This is a genomic window from Pseudomonas sp. UF-293 (assembly GCF_058245595.1).
In genome coordinates this window covers 76,225-88,559 of sequence record NZ_JBSICA010000022.1, presented here as the reverse complement: position 1 = coordinate 88,559, position 12,335 = coordinate 76,225, and the positions used below count along the sequence as shown (strand labels likewise).

Here is a 12,335-nt window from a genome sequence, read left to right as displayed (position 1 = left end):
GTGACCAGTGACACCACCGCACTCAAAGACGATTTCCACCAGGGCTACCGCAACCGCTTCCAGGCCACGCCGTGGGACGTGCCCAACCGCCCGCCGCTGCGCCACCCGAAACCGCGCATCCTCGGCAGCCAGAGCGCGGTGGTCACCGGCCCGAAAGGCGAAGAAATCCACTGCGACGAATACGGCCGGGTCAAAGTCCAGTTCCACTGGGACCGCGAAGGTCAGGCCGACGACAAAACCAGCTGCTGGCTGCGCGTCTCCAGCGCCTGGGCCGGCGCCCAATACGGCGGCATCGCCATCCCGCGCATCGGCATGGAAGTGCTCGTCACCTTCCTTGAAGGCGACCCCGATCAACCGCTGATCAGCGGCTGCCTGTACCACAAGGAAAACACCGTCCCCTACCCACTGCCGGCGAACAAGACCCGCAGCACCTTCAAGACCCTGAGCTCGATGGGTGGCGGCGGCTATAACGAACTGCGCATCGAAGACAAGAAAGGTCAGGAACAGATCTACCTGCACGCCCAGCGCGACTGGGACGAAAACATCGAGCACGACCAGAAAATCCGCGTCGGCAACGAACGCCACGACACCGTCGAGCAAAACAGCTACAGCGAATTCAAAGCCGAAGAACACCACACCGTCTACGCCGACCGCAAAGTCGAAACCCGCGCCAACGACCACCTCACCGTCGGTGTGAACCAGCACATCAAGATCGGCACCGGTCAGTTCATCGACGCCGGCCAGGAAATCCACCTGAGCAGCGGCATGAAAGTGGTGATGGAAGCCGGCGCCGAACTCACGCTGGTGGGTGGCGGCAGCTTCATTAAGATTGATGCTGGCGGCGTGACCATGAGCGGACCGGTGATCAATATGAATTCCGGTGGCAGCCCGGGCAGTGGGACCGGTGCTGCGCCGTTGATGCCGGGGCCTTTAAAACAGGCTGATGCGGATAAGGCGGGGCAGGTAACAGTGCCACCTATGGCGAACCCGTTTGTACGAAAAAGCATTCAAGGCCTTCCCCTTGTTCCGATTTGTGGAAAGCAAGCTAATGGCGCTTGCTCGCGTGAGGTTTGCCCATGTCTGAATGGCTAAGTCATTTCCTGGAAAAAACCGTGGCCACGACGCCATTGGGCACCACTGGAAACCGCACCCTGTACGGCATCATCGACAGCGTTCGCCAGCCTCGGGCTCTGGAAAAGCTTTACCAACAGTCCGGGTTGACGGGTGTTGAAAAGTTGTTTCAGGACACGCCGTTTGCCGAAATGAATGATGTCAGTCCGATCTGGATACAGCTGATAGCGGGAAGTCCTGCCGCCGCCCAAGCCCTTGAGCTATGCCGCGACAACCGCGCCGGTATTCTGCTCACATCGTGTGAAAAACCGGAGACCGCGCTCTTGCATGCTCGTCGCCTCCTGCGCATGAACGACCCGGCTCATGGTGACTCGCTAGCTCGCTACTACGACCCGGCGTTCTGGAGCGCGCTGGCGCTGACGGTACCCGCCCGACCTCTGTTCGGCCCTTGGGACATCGTATATACCCCGCCCGCCCACAGCGATGATCAACAATGGCGTGTTTGGGAACAAAGAGAAAAAGTTGATGCCTCTAATGGCGAACAAAAATATCCGTTGCAACTAAAGATCAACACGCTGATAGCGTTCGATGAAATCCGCTGGTGGTATTGGATTCGGCTGCGGAACGCCGAGTCCGCTGTAGGCTTATCGGACTCGCAGCTGTCTGGCGTGGCCGATAATTTGCAACTGCTGGTGGACCACGGCATTGCAGAAGGACGTCATCTTGAGCGCCTGCTGCCGAATCTAAACCAAGGTCCGTTGCAGGCGCGCACTGACGTCATGAACTTGCTGAGCAGCGACATGCCAGCATTCGAGAAAGTACAACGAATGGAAGTCTGAGATGACAGGTACGTCCGAACAAACATCCCTATCCGAACAGCCGCCTGTCGTCATTCCGGCCGATCCGCCAAAAAAGACTGCCGATGCGGAAACGTTCTGCAAAGACAAGAAGCCGGGCTGCAGCAGCAGCTATGAAGACATCATCTACGTTACCGGTCAGCGCCGTTTCTGGCTGTTGCCCAAGCGCACGTCCGAGAAACTCAAGGAAAGCGTCAGCCTGCTCAAGCAGAAGACCGTAGACACGGATAAAGCCGCGCGCATGAGCAACATCGCCGATGCAGGGTTGATGGACTACTTCCTCACTCCGGGTCCGGAAGCTTTTCTAGAAGGTGAGCAACACACCAGTTATGTGGAGTCGAAAGCGGCAATCCCCGAGGACACTGCAAAAAAAGCACAGTGCCGCAAGGATTGGGAAGCGGCGAAGGCCAAAGGTGATAGCGACGCGGTAATGCATGCCGAACGTGAGATGTTCCATGCCGGAAAACGCATCGAGACAAATCAGCAGAACATGCAAACCTTGGAAAAAGTTTCCGATGCGAAAGCAAAGACACTGGGGTACAAACGGGAAAACGGCGTTCTTTACACCCCGCGTGCCTTGAAGGCGCGTGATGCAATTGACAAATACATTGAAGAACGCGACAAGGCGAAAGCCCACGGCTACAAAATGTTTGACCCTGGCACCGGCAAGATCGCTTCGGCTTGGGAACACCTGAAAGAGTACAAGGCGCTTCACAAAAAGCTGATCGAAACCGGCGAGATCGACGAAAAAAAACTAAGGGGTGTTCAGCTCAACATCCTGGCGTTGAAAGACCTGATGTCCAAGTACATCAATGCGATCGTGGAGCTTGCCGAGTGCGGGATTGCAGTTCCCGAGTTTGCGCTGAGTCCCGATGACCAGTACGCCGGTACCGAGGATTTTCAGGCGTTTATCAAGCTGACCGACAAACGCGATGAGCTCGAGAAAAAAATCGAGGAGCGTTACTCTCAATGGGTGTCGGCCACTGGCGGCAAATCCGCACCGCCCGGCGTTCTGTTCGTCAGTTTGCAAAAGCAGTGGTACGACCTGAATAACGAGGCAGAGCGAATCCAGATCACTGCAGAGGCGCGTGTACGTGGGCTCAAGCCACCCCGCCTGTTCATGTGGGAACCGGAAAGCTACAAGCCAAAGCCGATCGAACGTCTGGCCAAAACCAACATACCTCTGCGCGAACTCAGTAGCGCCTCGTCAACAACGATACTCAACCACATCAGCCTGAAACATCTGGCACAAATCAGTGGTAACGCATTCCAAGGCCAGCTCAAGGAGCTTGCGACCAGCCTGCCAAAATCGATTGCCAAAGAGGCCGATGACGATCGGGTATTCAGCGATTGGCTGGAACAGGAAGGCGCGCTCCAATTCGATGAAAAGGGACCATGGTTCGATGAAAATGGACTGTTTGTGCCTGATAAGTTCTTCGCGGCGCTGGAAGCCAAAGGCTACAAAGTCGAAAGCCTGAAAGCCGAAGCCAAACGCCAAACCTGGGGCGAAAATCTGAAAGCCATGGTTTTCGAAGATAAACAGCTGCGCAATCTCATGCTGTTCGACAACAGCCCCCAGGCCCAACTCGTTCGATGCTTACTTCCGGAAAGCGCCAACTTGCTGTCCGAAGTCAAAATGGAAGGCCCCACTCTTAAAAGTGGTTCCCCTCAGATTGCCAACGTAGAAGTTGCACTGGATGTCACAGCGTGGCGAGGCGAAGTCAGCTTGCTCAAAGTCGAGCTTCCTAAACGGGCAAAGGCTGATCCTTGGATCGCAAAATACCAGGCTCATGACGGCAGCGTGCGCAGCGTCAACTTCGGCAAACTGTCTCTGGATCTGGAAGCCAAGGCTTGGGGATTCGCTGGCGCAAGCCTCATGCTGTCGCGCGATTTGACCCTGGATCAAAAAACCGGCTACACCAGCCTCGTCGGCGTCGACATGGCCGAAAAATCTGGCGAACTGGCGAAGTTTGAAGTCTTCGCCGGTGCCCAGGCCGGGTGCAAGGTAACCGGCAAACTGTTCTGGTGCCCTCCCCCAAGCGTCCTCCCTCCTGCTCCCGTGCCAAATCGTATTTCAGCCAACCAGTGGCGCCCTTTGGCCAAACTGGAAGTTGAAGCGGCCGTAGCCATCGGCGCCGGCTACAACGGCGACATGCACCTGCGGATGCAAAACGGCCTACTGCTGTTATCGATCAAGGGCGCGCTGGTCTGGGGCGCAGGCGTCAAAGGGTATTTGACCTTTGAAGTCGGCTACGACAGCATCGTGGCCTTGACGGAACTGGTGCGACAGGAAATGGCCGCGAACCAATACAAGGATCTTGAGTGGGTCGATGGGGAAGCCATGGACTATCTGCAAAAGCTGAGCTTCCTAGGCGCCACTGGTATCGATGTGGCGTTTGCCTATGTGCGTGGATATGCCATTGTTAAAGGGATATTTGATGCGCTGACTGAGGGGGGGCGTGGGGGATTGATTGCTTACTCAATCGTCACCGACAAAAAACAGAAAGAGATGCAGGAATGGGTGTGTAACTTGCAGCCACAGGCACTTGGACCGTTGCTATTGACCCTTAGCTCATCTCCTGAATCTTTTTCAATAGAAGAAGACCAAGACAATAAAAGCGTCAAGGAAGACGAGGCATATCAACTACAGCAGAGAGCGATCGAACGGTGTTTAGGGTGGATATCATCCAACCCTAACGCTACTCTGCAGTTCGAAGAGGCAATTATACGTATGAATCGGGATGGATTGCGATCACCGCAAGCCGGGCTTACATATTGTAAAAACAAATTCAAGCTCGATTCATTTATGGCTGAACGAGTTAAGGCTCTGGATAAGACCAGTAACGAATCAAGAAGAATTTATCGCGAGCATGTAGCAAGATTGGGCGCCCGACTAACTGGACACTGTGAGTACAACACCATCTATAAGGGCCCGGCTTTCGCTCCAATCCAAGATACAAAAGCAAGCTATAAGGGACCTAACATTGATTAAAATCGTATTATGCTTATTTCTATTCGTCCTTTTTCCCTACTCAGCTTCTGCACAACTAACACAAGAACAGCAGTCGAAAAAAGAGAGAGGACTAATTTTGTATCAGCAAAGCGACTGGTACGACTCTCAACCTTTACTGGAAAGTGCTGCTATTGCGGGTGACGAGACAGCCCAATATTACTTGGCAGAGGCGATTCGGCTGAGCAACCGGTACACAACTGATGAAGCAAGAAAATGGTATGAAGCAGCTGCGCAACAGGGCAACCTTTACGCAATGCTAAGACTAAGCAGTAAGAGTGATATCTGTAATGAAATGAAAAGCTGCGGTGGTAAGAGTGCAGACGAATGGCGAGAACAAGCAATACAACTAGCTCAGGAACGAGCTAAAAACAATGACACTGAAGCAATGACCGTTCTATTCATAACCAAACAAGGATTCAGTTGGTTAGAAATGGCAGCGGAGGCAGGTGATCATCTAGCACAGAATACACTCGCAGGAATCTACGAAGATGGGGAAGGATGGTTCATCGTTCCGGGTAGCCGCGAAAAAACCATTCAAAAGTGGTACAAAGCGTCAGCTGAAGGTGGATACCCCAAAGCAATGTATTTTTATGCCAATTATTTATTTGAACATGGAGGGAGGAAAGAAGAAGTTGCTTATTGGTTAAAAAAATCGGCCGAAGGCGGATACGTCAGCGCGGTTGGTAATTACGCCCTCAGCGTAGCCCATATACCAAACGATCTAGACTACCCAAAAAACTTGATTGAGGCTTATGGACTAGCCTATCTGTTGTCTAAATTCGAGGGTGGCGGGACAGCAGCTGAAGACGGCGAAAGAATGCTCCCAAAAATCACTGAAAAAATGACCAAAGAAGACATCAAGCAAGGTCTTCTATTTGCGGAAGAATGGAAGAAAACACGCCCACCACTTTCTTATTTTGTTCCCGTTTATGGTTATTGAGTTCTCACATGGCATTAGTCTCAACTCTAGTTCAACATAGTCAAAACTTTTTTAAAAAGTTATAAGGACTGAAGATCGCCGACCTTAAAACTTGCAGAAAGTCGAGTTCCCTTAACGGGCAACGGCTGATCCCTGGATAGCGAAATACAAGGCCCACGACGGCAGCGTACGCAGTGTCAACTTCGGCAAAATGTCATTGGATCTTCAAGCCAAGGCTTGGGGCTTCGCTGGCGCAAGCCTCATGCTGTCGCGCGATTTGACCCTGGATCAAAAAACCGGCTACACCAGCCTGGTCGGCGTCGACATGGCCGAAAAATCCGGCGAACTGGCGAAGTTTGAAGTCTTCGCCGGTGCCCAGGCCGGGTGCAAGGTAACCGTCCGGGCAACACACCTTCCTGATGCCATCGCTTAAGGCGATGGTGTCCACCTAAATTTAAGTGGACACCATTTTTAGCCTTTTTAAGCGGACGCCCATGCCACAAGAACGCCGTTCCTATTCCAAGTCATTTAAGCCCCAGGTCATCGCCGAGTGTGCGCAGGCTGACACCTCAATTGCCAATGTCGCCTTGACCCACAACCTCAATGCCAACCTCGTCCAGAAATGGAATGACGGTGCTGTGCCCATCGATAACAATTGGTGCGAGAATCAGATTCGGCCGTGGGCTCTTGGCCGCTCGAATTGGTGGTTCGCAGGCTCGCTACGCAGTGGTAAACGTGCCGCAGCGATCATGAGTTTGATCCAGTCTGCGCGGTTCAATGGGCATGATCCGTATGCATACCTCAAGGATGTTCTTACACGCCTACCGACGCAACGGGCGAGTGAGATCGCCGAGCTTCTGCCGCATAAGTGGAATCCTATCGAAGCGACTATTTCCCAAGCGTCTAATTTTTAGGAGAGAACCATAAAGGCGTTATCAATTGTACGGCCCAGTGGAGGCCGAATCGCTTCTGGCGAGAAAATCCTCGAAGTCCGTCGTTGGCATCCAGACTTAAATCCTCCCGAGGATCTCGTGATTGTGGAAAACGGGCGTTTTCTCCATAACGATGGGGACGAAGACGATAACGGTACTGCCGTCGCAATTGTGCGCGTGAAAACCGTGCGCCCTTTCATCCTCGCTGACATGCAAGCGGCCTGTGCAAGCTATTTTGAGGATGGCTGGCTCGCATGGGAGTTGAGTGACGTAAGGCCAGTCACACACCCTGTGACCATCCGTGCGGCACGGGGTATCTACGAGGTAGATTTCCTACTCCCAGACAGACGCTGAACATTGAGCAAGATGTGTTGGGCAGACGCTTACATTGGTAGGTGAAGGCCTTTACAACTACTTCAATCTGGACGACCTGCAAAAGTGGATGCGGAGCAGCGCTTGGGGGAACAAGACCGAAAACCGTACCGCACAGGATGAGTGGAACGAATTGGCAAAAGTTGTGCAAAAACCTACCTGCAAAATGATCCGCGATGCCAAACAGACCTATTTGAAACTGGTAGTTCCTGGTGTGAGCACACAGGAAATGGACACTCGCAAATTACAGTTGAAAGCGTACGAGCAGTATCGCGACACTCCAAAAAATATTGGATACGCGCCAGGTCCGTTCCCGTTAAGGTGGCAGGAACGCTCGTCCGCTTGGGTCACCCGCTTTGTTGTGGTTAGCAAAAGCAACGAGGCATTGACACTCCACCTGCCGATAAGTGACTCGCTGCAAACCACCGATTTTGCCTTGGCGCTGAACATCGCCTATCAATTGGAAGCCGAGCGCGACATCATGCACGAAACCTGTTTTGTACTTCGTGACCTGCATATCACTGGCGCATCATATAAACGCACCCCAACGCGAGGTGTCTTTAAGGTAGAGTCCGTAGACACATTGCCGAATGGCATAAATAAATCTCAATTCATTTTGTTCAAACAAGAAGACCTGGCGACTGTCGATGTTTAAGAGCCTTTTGAAGCGCAAAGATAAAATCGTATCGACCGAAGCCGCACCAGATATACACAGCAAGCGCCCAAACGCGGGGGAAATCCGCGATAGCGGGTTGAATGAAACTCTATTTCTCTCGCCATTGCCCGTTTACACAGGACAGACGCAGTCCTCTCGTAGAAATTTTTCGGAGGTGAATGACACATTTTTAGAGCTAGGTGGGAGTAACTGGGGGACCGTTGAGCAGGGAAAAATATTAGCGGCAGGACTATGGTTCCCCATATTTCTGGCGTTCATAATGCCAAGCCTTGTGATTGCTTACGGAGTGATTTTTTACCCCGAGCACTTTAGTGATCCGTGGCGCGAACTATTCGGTTTTATTCAAGTGTCCATAAGTATTTCCCTACTCTCCTTTCTTCCGATAGGCGCTTACGTCTATGGAATGATCTCTAGTGTCTACTCATCAGCAAAAACCTACCCCGTCCGCTTCAACCGCCAACGCCGCGAAGTCTGCTACGTCGACAGCAAAACCCGCCGCGCCCTCATCGTACCTTGGGAAAGCGTAGTCGCCTGGGTCTCCAACACTCAGGGCGTCACCAGTTATGGCGCTACTCGCCAGTACACGTTCGGCATGGGTCTGGAGGATGAGGAGCAGGACAAAGTGCAATTCCTCCTGCTACCACAACCCAGCGATGCACATGCTTTAGGGATGTGGACGTCAATTCGTAATTACATGGAAGACGGTCAGTTGGTAGATGCTCCAAACCCGATGCTCAAGGCACTGGGTTTGACTCCATCCGGTGATCGGCTCAAACCGTACGAAGGCCTACACACTTTCGAGATCGAACGCGAAGACGCACGCGCGATGGGGTCGCTGGACGAGGGTGGTGACGAACTGACGCCCGAGCAGCGCGAGCATTACGGTTACTCGAAAAAATCCTACTGGCCGTTGCGCCGCTGGTACATGTGGCGCGTGCTGAGCTTCTGGAAGATGCCTTACATGCTAGCCGAATGGGCGCATCGCAAAGGGCGGCCTACCCTTCCGGAGCAAGTGCAAACATGGTCTGAGCCGTTGCCACCAGAGCAATGGGCCAAGCCCACCGCTGCATTCGTGAAAGCCAATCAAATGGTCAAGACTGCCATGGACAAAAAAGGCACCACGTTCGTCGAAGCGTGCAAAGCGGCGGGTTTGCATGGATGAAATGTGAGCAACCAAGTTCGTCTATTTCTTTGGATTTTTAACATCTGTTAAAACGTAAAGCCGATTTTTTTCGGTTTATCCGACACCATAAGTCGGAAATCTCGAGTCTGAAAACCCAATGAATACCCGTCAGATAACACTTGCCAATCAATGGACCGCAACCTTTCAAAACATTGGCGAGTTTCGCATGGGCGTCGAGGGCTGGGGCTTGCTTCTACAGGGTCCGGATAACCAGACGATCAAATACTTCGCAGACCAGATTGTTCTAGCGAACGACTGGGACGGCAACCAAGCCAACACCTGCATCCTGCTCTCGGTCGATGGTGTTTACGGCTATTTGCGTACGGCCATAGACGGCGACTGGGTAATCGATTTTGCGCGAGGGATGATTGCCCCTCATCGAGTAACGATTCGCCACCATCACGACACTTACGACGAAAGCCTTGCACTATACGAACAGCCGGCCTTCAAACGTGCGCGCCAGTACGTCAGTGTTGTCGGAAAACACATCTACCTGACTTTTCCGCTAACCCGAGATGAGGATTTTCCCAAGGTATGGGACGAATACCTGGCAATCCGCAAGCGCCAACTGGATGAGCTTTACTTCGGAACCTGACAATCGCATGGAGAGGTCCGGCAGTCATCTCCAACCATATACGTCGTCATATTCCCGCAGGTGCCCCCTCCCAAATTAAGCTTCACCTAAGCTTCCCTCGCTAGCATCCCGGCTCATCAACCTGTCGTCTTGAGCCGTGGATGAGTCCCTCCGACATGAAAGCCTTTGATCTGCCTACCCTGCCGCATTCCAACTTCAGCCTCGTTCTGGTCAATTACAAAACACCGGACATTACCCGCATGTGTCTGGAGCTGTTGCGCGAGCATGTCCAGGCGCAGGGCATTCCAGTGTGGGTGGTGGATAACGATTCGGCGGATGCCAGCCTCGATTATTTGCGCTCACTGGACTGGATCAATCTGATCGAGCGGCCGTCGCCGGGTAAGGAAATGGGGCATATTGCCCATGGCAAGGCGCTGGATCTGGCCTTGGCGAAAGTTGAGACCGATTACTTGTTTCTGCTGCACACCGACACCTTTGTCTACGACATGGAAGTGTTCGCGATGATGATGCGCGAATGCACGAAAAGTGCGGACATGGCGGCGGTCGGTTGTGTTGAGCAACTTGATCGTGGGTTACTGCGTGATACCTGGCGCTTAACTTCGCGGTTCTGCAAACATCATGTTCGTCGGCTAAAAGTTCATTTCGGCCTGCGTTCGAAACCACCACGCCCGTATAAAGAAACGCATCTGAAAAGTTTCTGTACGCTGTGGAATGCGCGTTTGATGAAGTCGCTGGGTTTGCACTTCTGCATGGATGAGGAGGTGCCTGGTTACACACTTCAGGATCGAATGGTCGGGTTGGGCTATGGCGTCAGGTTTCTCTCGCCGCGGAAGATCTTCCGCTACCTTGATCACATCCAGGCCGGCACCGTCGCGGCGGCAGGCACGTATGGCAAGGATCATCGCCGTACAAAAATGTACCAGCAGACACTCAAGCGCTTACAGGGGCAGCACGGCAAAGCGGGCATGCAAGCTTCCACCTAATCGAAAACAACAAAAAGGGCGACTGCAAAGTCGCCCTTTTTGTTTCCAGAATCTGTATACAACTTTGCAAGTCGTGGAGTTCGCCCAGTGTTATGGCCTGGCAATCCATGCACCGGTAAAGAGCCCTGACACTGGGCGAACGCCGAGGATTTTAATTCAAACAAGTGGACATGTCGTCATGGGCAAACATGAAATTTTTGCACTGAAAAGTTAAAAACTGTGTTTTACCGATTTTTCTCGAGAATTGTCTTACAAAAAACTTTATATGATTGCTCTCATACATAAAGTTGTACAAGAGCAATCAACTTGTAGAGTTAATACTCAACTATCGTGCTGACTGGTCACTTTCAGGATATCGGTATAAGTGACAATAACGCTTTGCCCTACTTTCAGATCTTTCAACTTGGCCTGAATCTCCGGCTTCTTCACATCGAGCGTCTTCGATTGTCCGGATGGATTTTCGAGGGTGACCTGATTGGTCTTCAAATCGATTTTGCTGATTTTCAGCTGCACCCGAACCTGACGATAGGCTTCGCCGCCAGGGTTATCGCTGCCTGGGGCTTTGCGCAGTTCGCCGGTACGCTCGGTGGTGCCTGGCAGACCTTTATCCACATCTGTATCGAGATAAGCGGCGACAGACCGCTGCACTTCGATCTTCACCAAGTCCCCCACTTTTAGATTGGCGAGGTTTTTCGCTTTGTCGCTGAGCTGAACGTGGACCTGACGTCCCTCAGGGCCTTCCAGCACGACCTGGTGATTGGCCGGGTCGACGGCGAGCACTTTGGTGGTAACGGAATCGGCCTCAACGACGGCGGATAACGGAATGTCGGCAGCTAGTGCGCCGAAACTGGCGGCAGAAAGCAGCGTTGCGAGGGTTATGGCCTTGGCTAGAGCGTCGAGCTTCATATGCATTACTTTCCCTGTGATGAAATGGCGACGCCCGCCACCAAATCGACTTCAGCAGCGGGCGTGCCAGTGAGCATAGACGCTGTTCAGGGCTTGACTTGGGTTTGCGGCCCTCGGGTGTGTGGCTTGGCGGTTTCCTGAGCGGTGGACTCGCCGCTCGGTGTGCCTTTGCCGCTGTCCTGCCGCTGCTTGGGATCGGTCGGGCGCAGGGCGTCGTTATCGCGTTCGGTTTCGCCGGCGGGGCGTGGTTCGTCGGGGTTGTCGTTCTGGTTGATGGTGGTATTCACGGCGGTAGTCCTCAGGCTTCGGGATCGTCGAGTTCGCGGGCGACGTTGACCTCGGGTGACTGCTTGTGCAGATCGTCGGCTTTGGCGCGCAACAACTGCCATTGCTCAAGATCGATCGCGCCTTGGCCGAGCAGGTCATCGGCGATGCGCTGTAGATCGAAATAGTGAGCGTCGGGCGACTGCTGCCAAAGAGTCTGATCGTCGAACAGGCGTTGCCAGGTGTTGAGGTCTGGGAGTTGCAAGTCGTCGCTCATGAGTGAGTCCGAAAATGGCGGGTTTCTGGGTAGAGCGTATTGGCGAAGAGAGAGTTCCGAGCGGTTTGATCAGTGGTGGCCTTGTTGACGCCATCGCTGGCCAGCCAGCTCCCCCAGGGATTGGGGTTATCCGCTATCCATTAGTATCTTTGAGAAAGCCGTGGCGAGCAGGCTCACGCCTGCAAGAGCAAGATCAAAAGATCGCAGCCTTCGGCAGCGCCTACAGTCCCACTTCACCTATAGGTCGAGTGTCAGCTCACCTGCTTTTGATTTTGACCCATCGGCGA

14 protein-coding genes are annotated in these 12,335 nt (G+C 53.1%); 11 read left to right on the top strand and 3 right to left on the bottom strand.

Annotated features, from left to right (window positions below):
- The 11 genes from tssI to AC4IHP_RS20840 all read left to right on the top strand — a co-directional run.
- On the top strand, positions 1 to 1,092 hold a 1,092-nt coding region (tssI, locus tag AC4IHP_RS20890), incomplete at its 5' end, for a type VI secretion system tip protein TssI/VgrG (RefSeq protein ID WP_490832636.1).
- Positions 1,077 to 1,910 (top strand): DUF4123 domain-containing protein, encoded by an 834-nt coding sequence (locus AC4IHP_RS20885; RefSeq protein ID WP_122506561.1) that lies wholly within the window; start codon positions 1,077 to 1,079, stop codon positions 1,908 to 1,910. The genes tssI and AC4IHP_RS20885, both read left to right, overlap by 16 nt.
- A 1-nt stretch (position 1,911) precedes the next feature.
- Positions 1,912 to 4,920: a hypothetical protein gene (locus AC4IHP_RS20880; protein WP_490832635.1), complete on the top strand. Its 3,009-nt coding sequence runs from the start codon at positions 1,912 to 1,914 to the stop codon at positions 4,918 to 4,920.
- A complete protein-coding gene (locus AC4IHP_RS20875) occupies positions 4,913 to 5,881 on the top strand; it encodes a tetratricopeptide repeat protein (RefSeq protein ID WP_122506395.1) in 969 nt (322 codons plus the stop codon). The genes AC4IHP_RS20880 and AC4IHP_RS20875 overlap by 8 nt, the downstream gene beginning before the upstream one ends.
- 196 nt (positions 5,882 to 6,077) lie before the next feature.
- Positions 6,078 to 6,293 (top strand): hypothetical protein, encoded by a 216-nt coding sequence (locus tag AC4IHP_RS20870; RefSeq protein WP_156089181.1) that lies wholly within the window; start codon positions 6,078 to 6,080, stop codon positions 6,291 to 6,293.
- A gap of 25 nt (positions 6,294 to 6,318) precedes the next feature.
- Positions 6,319 to 6,774, top strand: a complete 456-nt coding sequence (locus AC4IHP_RS20865; protein WP_490832634.1) for a transposase — start codon at positions 6,319 to 6,321, stop codon at positions 6,772 to 6,774.
- A gap of 9 nt (positions 6,775 to 6,783) precedes the next feature.
- Positions 6,784 to 7,146: an ASCH domain-containing protein gene (locus AC4IHP_RS20860; protein WP_122506397.1), complete on the top strand. Its 363-nt coding sequence runs from the start codon at positions 6,784 to 6,786 to the stop codon at positions 7,144 to 7,146.
- Between the two features lie 34 nt (positions 7,147 to 7,180).
- Positions 7,181 to 7,819 carry a hypothetical protein gene (locus AC4IHP_RS20855; protein ID WP_490832633.1) on the top strand — a complete coding sequence of 213 codons (639 nt, stop codon included), beginning with the start codon at positions 7,181 to 7,183 and terminating at the stop codon, positions 7,817 to 7,819.
- Entirely contained in the window at positions 7,812 to 9,002 is a 1,191-nt protein-coding gene (locus AC4IHP_RS20850) for a hypothetical protein (RefSeq protein WP_490832632.1), read from the top strand. Before AC4IHP_RS20855 ends, AC4IHP_RS20850 begins: the two co-directional genes overlap by 8 nt.
- A gap of 118 nt (positions 9,003 to 9,120) precedes the next feature.
- Positions 9,121 to 9,618: a hypothetical protein gene (locus tag AC4IHP_RS20845; RefSeq protein ID WP_490832631.1), complete on the top strand. Its 498-nt coding sequence runs from the start codon at positions 9,121 to 9,123 to the stop codon at positions 9,616 to 9,618.
- A gap of 155 nt (positions 9,619 to 9,773) precedes the next feature.
- Positions 9,774 to 10,601 carry a glycosyltransferase family 2 protein gene (locus AC4IHP_RS20840; protein ID WP_490832630.1) on the top strand — a complete coding sequence of 276 codons (828 nt, stop codon included), beginning with the start codon at positions 9,774 to 9,776 and terminating at the stop codon, positions 10,599 to 10,601.
- Positions 10,602 to 10,922: 321 nt separating this feature from the next.
- Here AC4IHP_RS20840 and AC4IHP_RS20835 read toward each other — a convergent pair whose 3' ends face one another.
- The 3 genes from AC4IHP_RS20835 to AC4IHP_RS20825 all read right to left on the bottom strand — a co-directional run bounded on the left by AC4IHP_RS20835 (position 10,923) and on the right by AC4IHP_RS20825 (position 12,048).
- Positions 10,923 to 11,507: a hypothetical protein gene (locus AC4IHP_RS20835; protein WP_490832629.1), complete on the bottom strand. Its 585-nt coding sequence runs from the start codon at positions 11,505 to 11,507 to the stop codon at positions 10,923 to 10,925.
- Positions 11,508 to 11,593: 86 nt separating this feature from the next.
- Positions 11,594 to 11,794, bottom strand: a complete 201-nt coding sequence (locus AC4IHP_RS20830) for a hypothetical protein (protein WP_073474315.1) — start codon at positions 11,792 to 11,794, stop codon at positions 11,594 to 11,596.
- Positions 11,795 to 11,805: 11 nt separating this feature from the next.
- Positions 11,806 to 12,048: a hypothetical protein gene (locus tag AC4IHP_RS20825; protein WP_490832628.1), complete on the bottom strand. Its 243-nt coding sequence runs from the start codon at positions 12,046 to 12,048 to the stop codon at positions 11,806 to 11,808.
- Positions 12,049 to 12,335: the final 287 nt, after the last annotated feature.